Genomic DNA, 17,847 nt, shown 5'->3' with positions numbered 1-17,847 from the left:
CTTGGTAAGTGCCCGGAATGTCTTGGGTAAGGGTTCGTCCGCAGCCGTGACCTCCGGCGCCGGATCGTCCTCCTCACAGACATGAGCCTCACCGGTACGCCGTTCCTCCTCACGACGATCACGCTCGTCGCCGTCGCCGTGCTGCTGCCCCTGGCCCTCTGGTCCCGGGTGCGCGGGCCCGCGCTCGTGCGGGGTGCCGCCCGGCTGCTGATGGTGCTGTTCGCCCAGGCCACGGCGGTCACCCTGGTGTTCCTGCTGGTGAACGACTCCAACAACCTGTACGACAACTGGGGCGACCTCCTCGGCACCGGCGACCATGTCCAGGCCGCCGCCGACCTCGGCCCCGACGGCACCGGCGGTATCTCGCTGCGCGAGCTGCCGAAGGTGAGGCAGACGTTCCGCGAGGCCGACGGACCGGGCATGCACGCGGCCGGCGGTGTCCAGGTCACCGACCTCAGGGGCCAGGTCTCGGGCGTCGACGCCGAGGTCTACGTCTGGCTGCCGCCGCAGTACCACCAGGCCGCCTACCGGCACCGCAGATTCCCGGTCGTCGAACTGCTGCCCGGCTACCCCGGCTCGGCGAAGTCCTGGTTCGGCTCACTGCACGCGCCCCAGCAACTGCTGCCGCTGATGAGGAGCGGCCAGATCACGCCCTTCATCCTGGTGTCGCCGCGCACGACGCTCATCGCCGACGCGGACACGGGCTGCGCCAACATCGCGGGCCGGGTCGACGCGGACACCTGGCTCAGTGTCGACGTACCGAAGATGGTCACGGACAACTTCCGTGCCGAGGGCGGGCCGGGCGGCTGGGCCGTCGCCGGGTACTCGGCCGGAGCGCACTGCGCGGCCAAGCTCGCCGTCGCGCACCCCGACCGCTACCGGGCCGCGGTGTCCATGTCCGGCTACAACGACCCGGCCGACGAGCCCCTCTCGCTGGCCGCCCGGACCCCGCGGCTGAGGGCCGCGAACAATCCGTACCTGATCCTCCGGCACGACCGTGTCCCGCCCGCCGTCGCGCTCTACGTCTCCGGCGAGTCCGGCGACGGCTACGAGGCCGGCCTGGCGCTGCAGAAGGTGGCGAAGGCGCCGACGGCGGTGGACGTGGTGTACCTGCCGCGCAGCGACGGCGGCCACAACATGGCGCTGTGGCGGCCCCAGATCACCACGGTGTTCCGCTGGCTGACCCAGCAGTTCGACGCGGGCGGCCGGAAGGACACCGGCTCCGCGACCGGCCCTACCCGGCGGACTCGTCCTCACGAGCCGTCGACCGCCGGTGCCACGCGCGCGGCGCTCGCCAGTGGAACCGCATCGCGAGCAACCGCAGTACGAAAGCCGTGACGACCGCGAATCCGCTGGTGAACGGGTTGAGCACGTCGTAGCGGATGCAGAGGACGACCAGCGCGGAGCCGACGATCGCCGGGACCGCGTACAGGTCACGGTCCCACCGCAGCAGTGAGGGAACCTCGTTGGCGAGCACATCACGCAGCACTCCGCCGCCCACGGCGGTCGCGAGACCGAGGGCGGCGGAGGCGGTGAGGCCGAGACCGTAGTCGTACGCCTTCACCGTGCCCGTGACACAGAACAACCCGAGCCCCGCCGCGTCGAACACGTTCACCCCGGCCTGGATGCGCTCCACCTCCGGGTGGAGGAAGAAGACCAGCAGGGCGGCGAACAGCGGCGTCACGAAGTACCCGAGATCCGTGAACGCGGCCGGCGGCACCGCCCCGATGACCACGTCCCGCAACAGCCCGCCGCCCAGCGCGGTGACCTCGGCGAGGACGGCGATCCCGAAGACGTCGAAGTTCTTGCGGACTGCGAGCAGGGCGCCCGAGATCGCGAAGACGAAGATGCCGACAAGGTCGAGCGTGTGCTGGACGGAGGGGTTGAAGAGCTGCTGGATCACCCCTGCATTCTCGCCGGGGACGGCCTCTGGAACGAGGATGCCCCGGCAGCCGGTGAATCCGGCGGCCGGGGCATCCTGTTCGACAGGGACTTCTCCTACTTGCTGTCGCGGTCGGTCTCCGGCTCGTCGGAGGCAGCCGCGTCCGGGGTCTCCTCGGCCGCGGGACCGGTGGGCGAGGCCGCCACCTCCGCGACCTCCGCCGCCACAGCCGCCGACGTCGTCGCCGACTCCGCCAGGACCTCGTCGGCCACCAGCTCCGCCGCCTCCTTGGCGGCCGTGAGCAGCACGGTGTCCTGCGGGGCCTGGTCCTCGAAGTTCTCCGGGTGGTGGCAGGCGACACGCTGGCCGGGCTTGAGCTCCACGAGCTGCGGCTCGACCGTCGTGCAGATCTGCGTCGCCTTCCAGCACCGGGTGTGGAACCGGCAGCCGCTCGGCGGCGAGATGGGCGACGGCACATCGCCCTTGAGCAGGATGCGCTCGCTCTTCGCCGACCGGCGCCGCGGGTCCGGGATCGGCACAGCCGACATCAGCGCCTTGGTGTACGGGTGCATCGGCGCCTTGTAGAGCGACTCGCGGTCGGCCAACTCGACGATCTTGCCCAGGTACATCACCGCGATCCGGTCCGACACATGCCGGACCACCGAGAGGTCGTGCGCGATGATCACGTAGGTCAGGCCCAGCTCCTGCTGGAGGTCGTCCATCAGGTTGACGACCTGAGCCTGGATCGACACGTCCAGCGCGGAGACCGGTTCGTCCGCGACGACCAGCTTCGGCTTCAGGGCGAGTGCGCGGGCGATGCCGATGCGCTGGCGCTGACCGCCGGAGAACTCGTGCGGGTAGCGGTTGTAGTGCTCGGGGTTGAGGCCCACGACCGACAGCAGCCGCTGCACTTCCCTCTTGACGCCGCCCTCGGGCTCGACCCCCTGGAGCCGGAAGGGAGCGCTGATGATCGTGCCGATGGTGTGCCGCGGGTTCAGGGAAGAGTACGGGTCCTGGAAGATCATCTGCACGTCGCGGCGCAGCGGGCGCATCCCGCCGACACCGAGGTGCGTGATGTCCTTGCCCTCGAACTCGACCGTACCGGCGGTCGGTTCGAGCAGGCGCGTGATCAGCCGGCCCATCGTCGACTTGCCGCAGCCGGACTCGCCCACGACACCCAGGGTCTCGCCGGACCTGACCTCGAAGTCGATGCCGTCGACCGCGCGCACCGCGCCGACCTGCCGCTGGAGCAGACCCTTACGGATCGGGAAGTGCTTCTGGAGGCCGGTCACCTTCAGCAAGGTCTCGCCGGGAGCGGCGTCCTTGGAGAGGACGGCGCCCTCACTCTGCGCGGGATTCGTCACTGCCGCGTCCTCGGATTTCTCGCTCACAGCTTCGGCGCAATCTCTTCGGTCCAGATACGCTCCCGCTGCTCCTGCGTCATGTGGCAGGCGGCCCAGTGCCGACTGGCGACCTCGGCCAGTTCGGGACGGACCGTGCGGGTGACGTTGTCCTTGGGGACGTCCGCGTACGGGCAACGCGGGTTGAAGGCGCAGCCGGACGGAATGTTGATGAGGGAGGGCGGGGAACCCTTGACCGGGATGAGGCGCTCCTGCTGGTCACGGTCCAGGCGCGGCATCGAGCCGAGCAGACCCCAGGTGTAGGGGTGCCGGGGCTCGTAGAACACCTTCTCGGCCTGTCCTCGTTCGACGCAGCGGCCCCCGTACATCACCAGGATGTCGTCGGCCAGCTCGGCGACGACGCCCAGGTCGTGGGTGATGATGATGACGGCCGAGCCGAACTCCGTCTGCAGATCACGGATGAGGTCGAGGATCTGCGCCTGGACCGTCACGTCCAGGGCGGTCGTCGGCTCGTCGGCGATGAGCAGTTCGGGGTTGTTGACCAGCGACATCGCGATCATCGCGCGCTGTCGCATACCGCCCGAGAACTCGTGCGGGTAGCTGTCGACCCGCTTGTCCGGCTGCGGGATGCCGACCCGGTCGAGCATCTCCACGGCACGGCGCTTGGCCGTCTTCTTGTCGACCTTGTTGTGGATGCGGTACGCCTCCACGATCTGCTGGCCGATCGTGTAGTACGGGTGCAGCGCCGACAGCGGGTCCTGGAAGATCATCGACATCTCACGGCCACGCAGCTTGCGTACGTAGTCCGGGTCGGCGGACAGCAGCTCCGTGCCGTCCAGCCAGATCTCACCGGACACCTGCGCCTTGCGCTTGCCGTACTGGCCGGCGCTGTGCAGGCCCATGATGCCGAGGGAGGTCACCGACTTGCCGGAGCCCGACTCGCCCACGATGCCGAGGGTCTTGCCCTTCTCCAGCTGGAAGCTGAGCCCGTCGACGGACTTGACCAGGCCGTCGTCGGTCGGGAAGTGCACCTTCAGATCACGCACTTCGAGGAAGGCGGTCCCGCTCGACGACGCGGTGGTGGGCTCGCCCACGGCCGCTCCGCTCTTGCTGAGTTCGGTCATGACAGCCTCACTCGGGGGTCGATCACGGCGTACAGGACATCCACCACGAGGTTGGCGAAGAGCACGGCCAGGGAGGTGATCAGGGTGACGCCCACGATGATCGGGAGGTCCTGGTTCCTGATGGCGTCGAGGACGGCCCGGCCCAGACCCGGCAGGTTGAACGTGGACTCGGTCAGGATCGCGCCGCCGATGAGGGCGCCGAGGTCCATGCCGAGCATGGTCAGGATCGGCGTCATCGTCGAGCGCATGGCGTGCTTGCCGATGACCGTCTGTTCCTTGAGGCCCTTGGCACGGGCGGTACGGATGTAGTCCTCGCCGAGGATCTCCAGCATGGTGGCGCGGGTGATCCGGGCGTACATCGCCGCGTAGAGGAACGCGAGGGTGATCCACGGCAGGATCATGGCGCCGAACCAGCCGGAGAAGCTGTCCTCCAGTGGCACGTACTGCGCGTCGATCCATTTCAGCCCGAAGGCGAAGACCGCCAGGCTGAGCATGCCGGTGAAGTAGATGGGCAGGGAGACACCCGCGAGGGCGACCACCATGGCCCCGCGGTCCCACAGGGTGCCCCGCTTGAGTGCGGAGAGCACACCCGCCGCCACACCGAAGACCAGCCACAGCACGGCCGCGCCGAGCGCGAGAGCCAGGGTCACCGGGAAGCGGTCGGTCAGCACCGGCCAGACGGCCTGCTCGCTTCGGAAGGAGTAGCCGAAGCACGGCGCGGCGCATTGGATGGTGTCGCCGCCGCCCGAGTAGGTGCGGCCGACGAAGATGCCCTTGAAGAACTCCCACACCTGGGCGTAGATCGGGTCGCCCAGGCCCAGCTTCTGCCGCACGCCCTCGACGGCGGCCGGGTCGGCCTGCTTGCCCACGAAGCTCGTGGCGATGTCCACTCCCGCCCACTTGGGGACGAGGAAGAAGATGCCGAAGACCACCATGACGATGACCACGAGCATCACTGCGGCGGCGAACAGCCGCCTGATGAGGTAAGCGAGCACAGCTCTTGGCCCGCTGCGGACTGCGGGCCACCGGAGGTCTTCCGGTGGCCCGCAGTCACGCCGCGCCGGCCTTCACCTGCCTTTCGTGCTGTACGGCGGGTGCGCCGGGTCTACTTCGGGGACTTCAGGCCGAGGTTGACGAAGTCGTACATACCGCTGTAGGAGTCGGTGGTGTACACGTTCGCCAGGTTGTCCGAGCGCCAGTTGATGAACTTCTCGAAGACGAAGGGCAGGTAGTACGCGCCCTCCATGACCTTGTGGTTGATCTCCGTGGACAGCTTGGTCTTGCCCGCGTCGTCCAGGGTCGTGACGTACTGGTCGAAGAGACCGTCGATCGTCTTGTCCTTGATCAGCGCGAAGTTGGAGTTACCGCTCTCCAGGATGTACTTGCTGTTCCACAGCGGCAGACCGAAGCCCTGGACGGACGGGAAGTCCGGGCCCCAGCCCATGATGATGATGCCGTAGCCCTTCTTCTTCACGTTCTCGGGGCTGCCGATGATGCCGCTGGTCTGCGAACCGTCGTACTGGTCGATCTCGGCGGTGATGCCGATCTTCTTCAGCGACGCCTGGAGCGACTGGGCCGTGGCCACCTCGACCGGCTTGTTGTTGCGGACGGCGATGGTGGTCTTGAAGCCGCTCGCCTTACCGCAGGCCTTCAGGGCCTCCTTGGCCTTGGCCTCGTTGCCGTCCTTGTTGGCACCCGCGATCTCGTACGGGTCGTACTTCTGGCCCTCGGCACCCGGGATGGACGGCGGCAGCATGTTGGTGCCGATGTCACCACCGGCGACCGGGCCACCGCGCGCGGTCTGCAGCGACACGTGGTCGGCGCCGTAGATCACGGCCTTGCGGCACTCGATGTTGTCGAACGGCGCGACGCTCTGCGGGAAGACCGCGTAACGGATGTAGCCGGAGACCGGGTTGTCCAGGTTGCCCTTGTGCTCCTTCAGGGCGGTGGTGCGGCCCTGCGGCGACATGCCGGTCTGGTTGATGTCCAGGTCCAGGTCACCGTTGAGCAGACGCTGGTCCAGCTGGTTGGCGTCCGAGAAGAACGTGACGGTGATCTTGTCCGGGTAGGCCTTGCGGATCGGGTCCGAGGCCTGCTTCCAGGAGGCGTTGCGGGTGAGGGTCAGTTCCTTGCCCGGGCTGTACGACTCGAACTTGTACGGGCCGGAGGAGAACGGCTTCAGGCCGTACTTGGACTTGGTGTCCTTGTCCTGGCGGACCGGGGAGGCCGAGACCAGGGCCAGCATCTCCTCGAAGTCCGAGTTGGCCTGCGGCAGGTGGAAGACGATCGTCTTGTCGTCCGGCGTGTCGATCGCCTTCAGACCCAGCTTGTCCGCGGAGGTGTCCTTGTACGGGCCCTTGTACTCACCCTTCGGGTCGAGCACGTCCTTCAGGTAGACCGGACCGCCGGACAGCACGTCCTGCGCCCACACCCGCTCGATGCCGTACTTCACGTCCTTGGACGTGATCGCCTTGCCGTCCTCCCACGTGACGCCGTCACGCAGGGTGTACGTGTAGGTCTTGCCGTCGTCGGTGACCTTGGCGAGACCGGTGGCGAGGTCGGGGGTCAGCTCGGCGCCCGCGGCACCGGGCTCCGTCTTGCCGGTGACGAGCTGGCGGCTGTAGTAGCGCGCGAAGTTCCACATGAAGCCGTAGTAACCGCGCGTGGTGTCCCAGGAGTCGGCGTCCTGGGCGCCACCGAACTTCAGCGTGCCGCCCTTCTTGGCCAGCGAAGCCTGGGCGATCTTGTTGTTCGCGGCGTCGAAGCCTGCGGCACCGGTGCTCGAGCCCTTGTCGCCGTCATCTCCACCGCCGCCGCACGCCGCCGTGGTCAGCAGCGCGGCCACCGCGGCGACAGCGGCGAACGACCGCTTCCGCTGTCCTGAGGTGCGTTGGGTAGTCACGATCTCGGATCCTCCGGATTTGATGAGAGACCCCGTGTCAGTGACACGGGACGGTTCGGTTGTGGTGCAGCGGCTCAGCGGGAGGCCTTCGGGTCCAGCGCGTCCCGGACGCCGTCGCCGAAGAGGTTGAAGGCCAGCACGGTGATGAAGATCGCCACGCCCGGGACCACCATGTACATGGGGTCCGACTCGTAGTAGTCGATCGCACTCGAGAGCATCTGTCCCCAGGAGGCCGTGGGCGGCTTGACGCCCACGCCCAGGAAGCTGAGTGCCGCCTCGGTGAGGATGTTGGTGGGGATCATCATCGTCGAGTACACGACGATCGGGGCGACGAGGTTGGGCAGCAGTTCCTTGAACAGGATGTACACCCGCCCGGCGCCCAGCGACCGGGCCGCCTCGACGTACTCGCGCTCGCGCAGCGAGAGTGTCTGGCCGCGCACCACACGCCCGATGTAGGGCCAGCCGAAGAAACCGATGACCAGGATCATCACGAACACACGCACACTCGACCCGCTCAGGCCCAGCATCTCGTTCGGCATGACCGACACCAGAGCGATGATGAACAGCAGCTGGGGGAAGGCGAGCAGGCCGTCCATCACCCGGCTGATGGCGGAGTCGAGCCAGCCGCCGAAGAAGCCGGCCAGGATGCCCAGGACCGTTCCGAGGATCACGGCGACCATGGCCGACAGGAAGCCGACGAGGAGCGAGATCCGGGCGCCGTAGAGGATGCGCGCGAGGATGTCGCGGCCGTTGACCGGCTCGACGCCCAGCAGGTGGTCGCCGCTGATGCCGCCCAGAGAGCCCGTGGGCGTACCGAACAGCGGGTCGATGAGGTTCTCGTGGTACTCGTCCGGATCCTGCCCGAGGATGCCCGTGATGAGGGGGGCGAACAGTGCGACCACGACGAGCAGGAGCACCACGACACCGCCCGCGAGTGCGAGCTTGTCCCGCTTGAGCCGCTCCCAGGCGATCCGGCCCAGCGAACGACCCTGGACGGCCTTCGCATCGGCGCTGGCCAACGCCGCTTCCTCGGCCGCACTCGGGGCCGTTTCCGCGGTCGGCTCGTGCAGTGGTGCCGTCATCTGGCAGGGACCCCTCTCAACCGGCGGTAACCGGCTCACACTTGCCACTGGTAGCGGCGTGATTAATCCGTTGTACGCAGGGGAGAACACCCCCTGTTGCCGGAGTCTTCAACGGTTCGGCGATCTGTCACCAGACTTGGAGGTGAATGGATGCGTAACCGTGATGCTGTCCTGGGGATTCCGTTATCCGAACGCCAGGTAACGGGGGCCGGACGGGCACCAATGGGGACATTGTTCGCGGTCCCCCCCATTTCACCTTGATCTACGCGCGGAGACAGCGCGCTGAATCCCGTGTGCGGTCACCGCGGAGTGACGCGGCCCCGCGCCGGGGTACTCAGTAACGACCCCGTACGGGCGGATACCCGTAACCGCCCGCCGGAGCCTGCGGGGTCCGGGGCGGGGCGGCGATCGCGTGGGCCTCCCGGTCGTAGAACGGCCGGGCGTTCGCGCGCAGCCACATCACGACCGGGTCCTGCTCGTCCGACATCGCGACCGTCGACACGGGCAGCCCGTCGGGGACCGCCCCGATCGACTGCTGCATCATCGCGCGCACCGAGTCCACGGCGGGCGGCGAGGTGTCGTACACGTCCAGTCCGATGGCCAGATACGGCGCGCCGAGCGCCGGCTGCACCCAGGCGCGGCGCAGCGAGCGGACCGCCGGGGTGCGGTGGGCGTTCTGCGAGAGGAGGGCGTAGAACTGCGGGATCTCGATGCCGGGTTCGGCCAGCCGCAGCGGGCCGGCGGGCTGGCGCTCCAGGCCCGCCGCGATCCGGCGCAGGTCGAGCCAGGGGATGCCGACACCGCCGCCCGGGGAGTGCGGGTTGAGCCAGAGGCCGTACTGGTCCGGGTAGAGGGTGCGGGCCACGTCGAGGCCGTCGACCACCTCGTACGACCTGTTCCAGCCGCTGACCGACAGCTCCTGCGCGGAGGTCACACAGGGCGCGTAGCCGTACCCGTCGACCTCCATGTTTCCGTACTGCGCGTCGGGGGAGCCGGCCTGGCCGTGCCAGAGCAGCATCCAGATCTGGCCGGACGAGGGGGTCGCGAGGGCGCGCAGGAGCGCCTCGTAGGCGTCGTAACGCCCGGGCGTCACCTGGCGCAGCATGTGCTCGACCTGACCGGCCGCGGCCGTGCCCGACGCGCTCACCATTACCGCCCCTTCGTCACCCTGACCGAGTTGTGTGTTCTAGCTTAGGCGCTCCGCGGGGTAGGCCGTTGAGAGCTCGGGGCCTGGTGTTGTCGGCGGAGTGCGGGTGTGTTGTGGCTTGTCGCGCGGTTCCTCGCGCCCCTGGGGGCCGCCCCTCGGGGAAGTTCGTCAGTGAAGTTCGTCAGTGACCGTGTCGGTAGAAGGGACGGACCTTTGCCCTCAGCCAATCGGTCACCGGGTCCTGGGCCGCGTCCAGGAAGACGAGGTTGACCGGCCAGGGTGAGGGTGCTCGGCCCAGGGCCCTGCCCACCGCGTCCATGGGGATGGTGCGGGCCACCGGGTCCCAGGGGGAGAGTTCGACGCCTATGAACATCACGGGGGCGGACGTCTCGATGGCCGCCAGGCAGCGGCGGGCGCTGAGGACGACGCCGGTGCCGGCGAACTCCGACGAGGCGGCGGCGAGGAAGTCGACCGGGTCCTCCTGCCAGTGGGGCTCGTAGAGGCGGACCCGTCCGCCGCCCGCGCCGTCGAGGACGGTACGGCCGGAGCGGCAGAGCTGGGCCACGGCCTGCGGGGGCAGCGGGACGCCGACCACTCCGTCCGGGTTCACGGCGATGCCGACCTGGGGAGGCAGACCCCGGGCGAACTCGACAGCGGGGGCCACCGTGTACGACACATGGGCACCGACGACCTGCCGGAACTGTTCCTCCGAGCTGAAGACCGGCACGTACGCCTGACCGGAGATGTCCATCGTGGGCAGGTCGAGGGGGCCGGTGTGGGGGCCGCCGCCGGACGGGAGGGGGACCCAGACGAAGCTGCGGCCGAGGACCTCGACGATGCGGGCGCCCGCGCCGGGGACGCCGAGGGACGCCGAGAGCACCTCCTCCAGCTCGTTGCCGGGCCAGCCGCCGTGCGAATGCGGGTGTGCCGGTGCGGGGAAGCCCCCGGAAAAGTCCGGGGGGAAGTCCGCCGGGATGTCCATCTGCCTACCGCCTGCTGTGAACCGCTGTCGTGAGCCCCTTGCGGGAGTCCCTTAATGGGCAAAACCCTAACCGGCCCCGGCGACCTGGGCGGTCAGTCCGCGAAGTCGATCCTGCGCAGGGTGTCCGCCGCGTCCCGGTCGATCAGCACCGCCGAGCCGCAGCCGTCCGGCAGGTTCCCCTTCTCCACGGAGCGCAGCAGCCGCGAGGCGGCCTGGCGGTGACGCAGGAACGCGTACCGCGAGACGCCCCGGCCGCGTTCGCGCTGGCCTTCCAGTGCCTCGTCCGGGGTGACGTCGAGGAGGAGCAGATGCAGGGTGCCGCCCCGGCGGCGGGCCTCGCGGGCCAGCCAGCCGCGCACCCAGGCCTGCGTACCGCAGTCGTGCACGACGACTCCGGCGCCGGAGCGCAGGGCACGGCGCAGTCCGGCGTAGTGGGCGAGGCGGACGAGGGGGCGGTAGACGGCGTACGGGAGGAAGGAGGGGGTACGGGCGTCCCAGTGGTCGCGGGTGTTCTGGGAGTCGATGCCGGTGGCGCGCACCGCCCGGCGCATCAGCGTGGACTTGCCGCTGCCGGGCAGGCCGGTGACCACGACGAGGTCGCGGGCGCCGAAGGTGAGGCCGTGCGGGCTGTGGCCCGAGCGCTCCCGCAGGTCGCGGATCACGGGTTCCGGGCGCGTCGCGCACACCTCCCCGGCCGGGGCGGCGGGCTGCTTGGGCAGCGCGTCGGTCAGCGCGAGGGCCGAGGCCGTCGCATACGCCGTGGTCCTGTTCACCGTGATCGTCCTCCCATGGGGTCGGGAAGTACCGTCCCCGTCGAGTGTAAAGAGAAGGTAATACGCGGTGCCTCTCGGTTGGGTCCGATTCCTGCAACAGGCCTGCTACAGGGCGGTGTGTGGACCTGTGGCGGGGCCGCGTCCCCTCTCTGAAGGGTCCCCCTGCCGTGCCGAAGGAATGCGTGCGATGATGTGCCCGCCAACTGCATACCGGCCGCTTGAATCCGCGCGGGAGAGTTCCGGGCACCTCTGGGTACCCGGGCGCCGAAGGAGCAAGTCCCTCCCTTGAATCTCTCAGGCCCCGTTACCGCGCGGGCGAGGCACATCTGAAAAGCGGGCCCCCGGTCGTCATGACCAGTGGCTCCACCCAAGGTGCAAGTCAGTGACCTGCCGTTTTCACCGGTGGTCATGACGAACCTCTCAGGTTCCGATGACAGATGGGGAGGAACGACCTCGCCGTCATGCCCTGGGAGCACTACCGATGAGCAGCACCCCTCTGCGTTTGACCGCGCTCGATGCCCTGCATCGTTCGCTCGGCGCCACCATGACCGACTTCGCCGGCTGGGACATGCCCCTGCGATACGGCTCCGAGCGCGACGAGCACCTGGCCGTGCGCACCAAGGCCGGTCTCTTCGACCTGTCCCACATGGGTGAGATCACCGTGACGGGGGCGGAAGCCGCCGCCCTGCTCGACTTCGCCCTTGTCGGCAACATCGGGTCCGTCGCCGTCGGGCGCGCCCGCTACACCATGATCTGCCGGGCCGACGGCGGCATCCTGGACGACCTGATCGTCTACCGCCTGGCCGAAACCGAGTACCTCGTCGTGGCCAATGCCGGGAACGCGCAGGTCGTGCTGGACGCCCTCGTCGAGCGCGCCGACGGCTTCGACGCGCTGGTCCGCGACGACCGCGACGCCTACGCGCTGATCGCCGTCCAGGGCCCGGAGGCCCCCGGCATCCTCGCCGCCCTCACCGACGCCGATCTCGACGGCCTGAAGTACTACGCGGGCCTGCCCGGCACGGTCGCCGGTGTCCCCGCCCTGATCGCGCGCACCGGATACACCGGCGAGGACGGCTTCGAGCTGTTCGTGGCGCCGGGTGACGCGGAGAAGGTGTGGCAGGCGCTGACCGACGCGGGTACGCCCGTCGGACTGATCCCCTGCGGTCTGTCCTGCCGGGACACGCTTCGCCTGGAGGCGGGCATGCCGCTGTACGGGCACGAGCTGACCACCTCCCTCACCCCCTTCGACGCCGGGCTCGGCCGGGTCGTCAAGTTCGAGAAGGCGGGCGACTTCGTGGGCCGCGCGGCCCTGCGCGAGGCCGCCGAGCGCGCTTCGTACGAGCTGCCGCGGGTACTCGTCGGCCTGGTCGCCGAGGGCCGTCGCGTCCCGCGCGCCGGGTACGCGGTCGTCGCCGACGGCCGGGTGATCGGCGAGGTCACCTCGGGTGCCCCCTCCCCCACCCTGGGGAAGCCGATCGCGATGGCGTACGTCGACGCCACGCACTCCGCGCCGGGTACCGCGGGCGTGGGCGTGGACATCCGGGGCAGCCACGAGCCGTACGAGGTCGTGGCGCTGCCCTTCTACAAGCGCCGGAAGTAACCCGGCCGTCGCTCCGGCGTCAGAATCAACCGGTGTCCCGGATCCCGTGTCCTGCCTGCTGACGGGCAGTCCCTGTAGTACCCCATGCATGATCAGTCCCCCGCGTACAGGAGAATTCAGGCCATGAGCAACCCCCAGCAGCTGCGCTACAGCAAGGAGCACGAGTGGCTTTCGGGCGCCGAGGACGGCGTCTCGACGGTCGGTATCACCGAGCACGCGGCCAACGCGCTCGGCGATGTCGTGTACGTACAGCTTCCCGAGGTCGGTGCCACCGTGACCGCGGGTGAGACCTGCGGTGAGCTGGAGTCGACCAAGTCCGTCAGCGACCTGTACTCCCCGGTCACCGGTGAGGTCACCGAGGTCAACGAGGACGTCTCCAACGACCCGTCACTGGTGAACTCCGCCCCGTTCGAGGGCGGTTGGCTCTTCAAGGTGCGCGTCACGGACGAGCCGGGCGACCTGCTCTCCGCAGACGAGTACACCGCGTTCTCCGGCAGCTGAGACACACAGGCGCAAGACAGGCGTAAGGACGTACTGAGCCCCATGTCGCTTCTGAACACTCCCCTGCACGAGCTCGACCCCGACATCGCCGCCGCCGTCGACGCCGAGCTGAACCGCCAGCAGTCCACCCTGGAGATGATCGCCTCGGAGAACTTCGCTCCGGTCGCGGTCATGGAGGCCCAGGGCTCGGTTCTCACCAACAAGTACGCCGAGGGCTACCCGGGCCGCCGCTACTACGGCGGCTGTGAGCACGTCGACGTCGCCGAGCAGATCGCGATCGACCGGGTCAAGGAACTGTTCGGCGCCGAGTACGCCAACGTGCAGCCGCACTCGGGCGCCTCCGCCAACCAGGCGGCGCTGTTCGCGCTGGCCCAGCCCGGCGACACCATCCTCGGCCTGGACCTGGCCCACGGCGGCCACCTCACCCACGGGATGCGGCTGAACTTCTCCGGCAAGCAGTTCGACGTGGTCGCCTACCACGTGGACGAGGCCGGTCTGGTCGACATGGCCGAGCTGGAGCGGCTCGCCAAGGAGCACCGGCCGAAGGTGATCATCGCGGGCTGGTCGGCGTACCCGCGTCAGCTGGACTTCGCGGAGTTCCGCCGGATCGCGGACGAGGTGGGCGCGTACCTCTGGGTCGACATGGCGCACTTCGCCGGACTGGTCGCGGCGGGCCTGCACCCGAACCCGGTGCCCTACGCCGACGTCGTCACGTCGACGACCCACAAGACGCTGGGCGGCCCGCGCGGCGGCATCATCCTGGCGAAGAAGGAGTTCGCGAAGAAGCTGAACTCGTCCGTCTTCCCGGGCTTCCAGGGCGGCCCCCTGGAGCACGTGATCGCTGCGAAGGCCGTCTCCTTCAAGGTCGCCGCGAGCGAGGAGTTCAAGGAGCGCCAGCGCCGTACGGTCGAGGGCGCGCGGATCCTCGCCGAGCGTCTGGTGCGCGCGGACGTCACGGAGCACGGCGTGTCCGTCCTGTCCGGCGGTACGGACGTCCACCTGGTCCTCGTCGACCTTCGGAACTCCGAACTGGACGGCAAGCAGGCCGAGGACCGTCTCCACGAGGTCGGCATCACCGTCAACCGGAACGCGGTCCCGAACGACCCGCGCCCTCCGATGGTGACGTCGGGCCTGCGGATCGGCACGCCCGCGCTGGCCACCCGCGGCTTCACGACGGAGGACTTCACCGAGGTCGCCGACGTGATCGCGGAGACTCTGAAGGCGCCCGCTCCCTTCGGGGAGGCCGACGCCGATGCTCTGAAGGCGCGTGTGAAGGCGCTGGCCGACGAGCACCCGCTGTACCCCGGCCTGAACAAGTAGTTTCCCGGCGGGGGCACCCGACGACGTGTGCCCCCGCCCTCTCTGAAGGAGTCCCCGTGGCCATCTCGGTCTTCGACCTGTTCTCGATCGGTATCGGCCCGTCCAGCTCCCACACGGTCGGCCCGATGCGCGCGGCCCGGCTGTTCGCCCGTCGGCTGCGCAACGAGGAGGTCCTCGGGGCGGTGGCGTCGGTCCGCGCGGAGCTGTACGGCTCCCTGGGCGCGACCGGACACGGCCACGGCACCCCCAAGGCGGTGCTGCTCGGCCTGGAGGGCGCCTCACCGCGCACGGTGGACGTCGAGGGCGCCGACGAACGGGTGGAGCGGATCAAGGAGTCGGGTCGGCTCAGGTTGTTGGACGACCACGAGATCGGCTTCTCCTTCGACGACGACCTGGTGCTGCACCGCCGCAAGACGCTCCCCTACCACGCGAACGGTATGACCCTGTGGGCGTACGACGCCTCGGGGACCGAGCTGCTGTCGAAGACGTACTACTCGGTGGGCGGCGGATTCGTCGTCGACGAGGACGCTGTCGGCGCCGACCGCATCAAACTCGACGACACGGCGCTGAAGTACCCCTTCCGGACGGGCGACGAACTGCTGCGCCTGACGAAGGAGACGGGTCTGTCGATCTCCGCGCTGATGCTGGAGAACGAACGGGCCTGGCGCACGGAGGAGGAGATCCGCTCCGGCCTGCTGGACATCTGGCGGGTGATGCAGACGTGCGTCTCACGCGGGATGTCCCGCGAGGGCATCCTGCCGGGCGGGCTCCGGGTCCGCCGGCGCGCGGCCATGTCGGCTCGTCAACTCCGGGCGGAGGGCGAGCCGTTGGCACGCGCGATGGAGTGGATCACGCTGTACGCGATGGCGGTGAACGAGGAGAACGCGGCGGGCGGCCGGGTCGTCACGGCCCCGACGAACGGGGCCGCGGGCATCATCCCGGCGGTGCTGCACTACTACATCAACTTCGTGCCGGGCGCCGACGAGGAGGGCGTGGTCCGCTTCATGCTCGCCGCCGGCGCGATCGGCATGCTGTTCAAGGAGAACGCGTCCATCTCCGGCGCGGAGGTCGGCTGCCAGGGCGAGGTGGGCTCGGCCTGCTCGATGGCGGCGGGCGCGCTGGCCGAAGTGCTGGGCGGCAGCCCCGAACAGGTCGAGAACGCGGCCGAGATCGGCATGGAACACAATCTCGGCCTGACCTGTGACCCGGTCGGCGGCCTGGTCCAGATCCCGTGCATCGAGCGCAACGGCATGGCCGCGGTGAAGGCGGTCACGGCGGCGCGGATGGCGATGCGGGGGGACGGCTCGCACATGGTGTCCCTGGACAAGGTCATCAAGACGATGAAGGAGACGGGGGCCGACATGTCCGTCAAGTACAAGGAGACGGCCCGGGGCGGGCTTGCGGTGAACATCATCGAGTGCTGAGGGGGTGGGCCCTGACCAGCGCGTTCGTGCCTTCCAGCGCTGCCAGGGCCTTGCGTGCCTACGCGGCGGAAAGTCCCCGAATCTCCCTGAGACAGGTGTGAAAGTCCCCGAAGAGTCCCCAGGAAATCCCCTGGGACGGGCGCTTGACCTGGGGGTTCATGGCACTCTCGAGCACTGTTCCGATCCGCTCTGACCGCCGACCGCCGACCGCCGCGAGGATGAATCACATCGATCCCCTGCGGGACGCGACGGTGGCGACCCTGTGCGACAGCTCTTCAGCGACCGGTTCGAACGGCCGTGGCGGGCCATGATTGGCGTGGCCCGCCACGGCGGGTTGCCCGACTGTGGGTTGGTTACGGGATGTAGCCGTAGTCCAGCTGCTTGACGAGCCTGGTCCTGTCGCCCTTCAGTGACACCAGGAGCGTGCGTGCCAGCGTGCCGCCGAAACGGGTCCCGCCGTCGGCGGTCGGGACCGTGTCGATGAAGCTCTCCACCAGCCCGTTGGGCATCACGTAGTGGGAGTACTGCTGCGTCGGGGCGTCCTCCGGGTTGCCCAGGACCAGTGCGCTGCCGTTGAGCGGCTTGTAGTCGCTGCGCAGGGACCGACCGACGAACCCGTAGAGGCCGTCCCAGCCGCTCAGCCCCGGCGCGAACGTGAACTTGTGGCTGATGGTGAACAGGTAGTACTTGCCGTTACGGATGACCAGGTGGGGCCGTTCGGTCTGCTGGTTCACACAGTTGGCCGAGAGCAGCGGGGGCTGCAGCCGCCACTTGTCCATGCTGTCGCTGCGAGCCGTGGCCAGCCCGATGTTGCCCGTGTAGTACTTCGCGTCCTCCGGCACCTCATGGCCGGCCGGGACGTCACCTATGTCGCGCTTGGTGCACCGGTACGTTCCGGCGACACCGGCCGTGTTGCCCTCGAACAAGAGGTGGATCTTGCGGTCCCGAGGGTCTCGGAAGACGAACGGGTCGCGGAAGGCGTAGATGATCGGGCCCGCCTGGGACTGTTCCATGGTCTGGTACAGCTTCCCGTCGGGCTCGGCGATGATGCGGTGGTTCCGAAACCCGTCGAACCACACGTGGGTCTTGTCCGCGTGGATCCGACCGCTCGCCATCGCCAGGCGTTGCAGGGGATCGTTGGGGTCGACCCCACCGTTGTCGCGCCCGGAGGCGGTGTAGAAGGAGTACACCTTGTCGCCGACGAGCGCCGCCGAGCCGGCCCACTCACGGGAGCCGAACGCGGTGCCGGGCTGGAACAGGTCGCCACCGTACTTCCAGCTCTTGGCGTCACGCGAGTAGTAGTAGCCGATCTTCGCGTACCAGTGCCGGTCACCGAAGGGCACCGAGCGCGGAGCCGTCAGCGCGAAGATGACATGCCAGCCCTTGTAGGTGGCGGTCTTCGTGTTGAGCTTGGTCAGCGGCCAGGTGTCCCACTGCCACACCCGGTCGCTGGTCACGGGAAAGTCGGGAGACACACGGGGGGCGGTGTTGGTCCTGTCCTGCCGAAGCTTCAACGCGTCCGCGCGGGACCAGACGGCGAAGTAGTCGTCGTCCGCGCTGTACTGCCGCGTTCCCGTCTGGGACGAGGCCGGTCTGTCGGCGGAAGCTGGTGTCGCCACACCGCCCAGCGTCGCGAGGGCTATCAAGCCCGTAGCCAGCCGGAGCAGCACTCTTCGTGCTCTGCGCATGGGTCGTGTCCCTTGTCGTGGTGTAGCCGATCATCCGGCGGTCGTGTTGGTGGTGTTGGGT

General features: G+C 68.9%; 15 protein-coding genes and 2 riboswitches. Of the genes, 5 read left to right on the top strand and 10 right to left on the bottom strand.

Going from position 1 to position 17,847, the window contains the following annotated elements; genetic code table 11:
• Window positions 1–81 precede the first annotated feature (81 nt).
• Complete coding sequence (locus tag IEY89_RS31920; protein ID WP_189151006.1) at window positions 82–1,338, top strand: alpha/beta hydrolase; 1,257 nt, start codon at window positions 82–84, stop codon at window positions 1,336–1,338.
• Here the strand turns inward: IEY89_RS31920 and IEY89_RS31915 are convergent.
• The 9 genes from IEY89_RS31915 to IEY89_RS31875 all read right to left on the bottom strand — a co-directional run bounded on the left by IEY89_RS31915 (window position 1,235) and on the right by IEY89_RS31875 (window position 11,259).
• The gene (locus IEY89_RS31915) at window positions 1,235–1,903 is read right to left on the bottom strand and encodes a trimeric intracellular cation channel family protein (protein WP_189151005.1); all 669 of its coding nucleotides are present in this window, start codon (window positions 1,901–1,903) and stop codon (window positions 1,235–1,237) included. The genes IEY89_RS31920 and IEY89_RS31915 overlap by 104 nt on opposite strands.
• 95 nt (window positions 1,904–1,998) lie before the next feature.
• On the bottom strand, window positions 1,999–3,246 hold the full coding sequence (locus IEY89_RS31910; protein ID WP_229695519.1) for an ABC transporter ATP-binding protein: 1,248 nt from the start codon (window positions 3,244–3,246) through the stop codon (window positions 1,999–2,001).
• A gap of 23 nt (window positions 3,247–3,269) precedes the next feature.
• Window positions 3,270–4,367, bottom strand: coding sequence for an ABC transporter ATP-binding protein (locus tag IEY89_RS31905; RefSeq protein ID WP_189151003.1), 1,098 nt, complete (start codon window positions 4,365–4,367; stop codon window positions 3,270–3,272).
• Window positions 4,364–5,362, bottom strand: coding sequence for an ABC transporter permease (locus IEY89_RS31900; RefSeq protein ID WP_189151002.1), 999 nt, complete (start codon window positions 5,360–5,362; stop codon window positions 4,364–4,366). The genes IEY89_RS31905 and IEY89_RS31900 overlap by 4 nt, the downstream gene beginning before the upstream one ends.
• A gap of 110 nt (window positions 5,363–5,472) precedes the next feature.
• Complete coding sequence (locus IEY89_RS31895) at window positions 5,473–7,269, bottom strand: ABC transporter substrate-binding protein (RefSeq protein ID WP_189151001.1); 1,797 nt, start codon at window positions 7,267–7,269, stop codon at window positions 5,473–5,475.
• Window positions 7,270–7,343: 74 nt separating this feature from the next.
• On the bottom strand, window positions 7,344–8,351 hold the full coding sequence (locus IEY89_RS31890; RefSeq protein ID WP_189151000.1) for an ABC transporter permease: 1,008 nt from the start codon (window positions 8,349–8,351) through the stop codon (window positions 7,344–7,346).
• Between the two features lie 334 nt (window positions 8,352–8,685).
• Complete coding sequence (locus IEY89_RS31885) at window positions 8,686–9,498, bottom strand: enhanced serine sensitivity protein SseB C-terminal domain-containing protein (RefSeq protein WP_189151070.1); 813 nt, start codon at window positions 9,496–9,498, stop codon at window positions 8,686–8,688.
• A gap of 181 nt (window positions 9,499–9,679) precedes the next feature.
• Entirely contained in the window at window positions 9,680–10,480 is an 801-nt protein-coding gene (locus tag IEY89_RS31880) for an enhanced serine sensitivity protein SseB (RefSeq protein ID WP_189150999.1), read from the bottom strand.
• Between the two features lie 92 nt (window positions 10,481–10,572).
• The gene (locus IEY89_RS31875) at window positions 10,573–11,259 is read right to left on the bottom strand and encodes an AAA family ATPase (protein WP_189151069.1); all 687 of its coding nucleotides are present in this window, start codon (window positions 11,257–11,259) and stop codon (window positions 10,573–10,575) included.
• A 213-nt stretch (window positions 11,260–11,472) separates the two neighbouring features.
• Window positions 11,473–11,573: riboswitch (glycine riboswitch) on the top strand.
• Window positions 11,574–11,700: riboswitch (glycine riboswitch) on the top strand. It abuts the riboswitch before it with no gap.
• 34 nt (window positions 11,701–11,734) lie between these two features.
• Here IEY89_RS31875 and gcvT point away from each other — a divergent pair.
• The 4 genes from gcvT (at window position 11,735) to IEY89_RS31855 (ending at window position 16,098) form a co-directional block, all read left to right on the top strand.
• Window positions 11,735–12,853 carry a glycine cleavage system aminomethyltransferase GcvT gene (gene gcvT / locus IEY89_RS31870; RefSeq protein WP_189150998.1) on the top strand — a complete coding sequence of 373 codons (1,119 nt, stop codon included), beginning with the start codon at window positions 11,735–11,737 and terminating at the stop codon, window positions 12,851–12,853.
• A gap of 123 nt (window positions 12,854–12,976) precedes the next feature.
• On the top strand, window positions 12,977–13,354 hold the full coding sequence (gcvH, locus tag IEY89_RS31865) for a glycine cleavage system protein GcvH (RefSeq protein ID WP_189150997.1): 378 nt from the start codon (window positions 12,977–12,979) through the stop codon (window positions 13,352–13,354).
• A 42-nt stretch (window positions 13,355–13,396) separates the two neighbouring features.
• On the top strand, window positions 13,397–14,674 hold the full coding sequence (glyA, locus tag IEY89_RS31860; RefSeq protein WP_229695518.1) for a serine hydroxymethyltransferase: 1,278 nt from the start codon (window positions 13,397–13,399) through the stop codon (window positions 14,672–14,674).
• Between the two features lie 56 nt (window positions 14,675–14,730).
• Window positions 14,731–16,098 (top strand): L-serine ammonia-lyase, encoded by a 1,368-nt coding sequence (locus IEY89_RS31855; RefSeq protein WP_189150996.1) that lies wholly within the window; start codon window positions 14,731–14,733, stop codon window positions 16,096–16,098.
• Window positions 16,099–16,451: 353 nt separating this feature from the next.
• On the opposite strand, the gene IEY89_RS31850 is transcribed toward IEY89_RS31855, so the two are convergent.
• Window positions 16,452–17,786, bottom strand: coding sequence for a glycoside hydrolase family 68 protein (locus IEY89_RS31850; RefSeq protein ID WP_229695517.1), 1,335 nt, complete (start codon window positions 17,784–17,786; stop codon window positions 16,452–16,454).
• Window positions 17,787–17,847: the final 61 nt, after the last annotated feature.

Origin of the sequence: Streptomyces lacrimifluminis (assembly GCF_014646095.1) — a bacterium.
Classification (GTDB): Bacteria; Actinomycetota; Actinomycetes; order Streptomycetales; family Streptomycetaceae; genus Streptomyces; species Streptomyces lacrimifluminis.
The sequence above is the reverse complement of the archived record's forward strand: the minus strand, read 5'-3'. Positions and strand labels throughout refer to the sequence as shown.

Excerpts from the sequence above, each read along its gene's own strand:
- IEY89_RS31920 (WP_189151006.1), top strand. The coding sequence starts at position 82 with ATGAGCCTCACCGGTACGCCGTTCCTCCTCACGACGATCACGCTCGTC.
- IEY89_RS31905 (WP_189151003.1), bottom strand. The coding sequence starts at position 4,367 with ATGACCGAACTCAGCAAGAGCGGAGCGGCCGTGGGCGAGCCCACCACC.
- IEY89_RS31890 (WP_189151000.1), bottom strand. The coding sequence starts at position 8,351 with ATGACGGCACCACTGCACGAGCCGACCGCGGAAACGGCCCCGAGTGCG.
- IEY89_RS31880 (WP_189150999.1), bottom strand. The coding sequence starts at position 10,480 with ATGGACATCCCGGCGGACTTCCCCCCGGACTTTTCCGGGGGCTTCCCC.
- gcvT (WP_189150998.1), top strand. The coding sequence starts at position 11,735 with ATGAGCAGCACCCCTCTGCGTTTGACCGCGCTCGATGCCCTGCATCGT.
- gcvH (WP_189150997.1), top strand. The coding sequence starts at position 12,977 with ATGAGCAACCCCCAGCAGCTGCGCTACAGCAAGGAGCACGAGTGGCTT.
- glyA (WP_229695518.1), top strand. The coding sequence starts at position 13,397 with ATGTCGCTTCTGAACACTCCCCTGCACGAGCTCGACCCCGACATCGCC.
- IEY89_RS31850 (WP_229695517.1), bottom strand. The coding sequence starts at position 17,786 with ATGCGCAGAGCACGAAGAGTGCTGCTCCGGCTGGCTACGGGCTTGATA.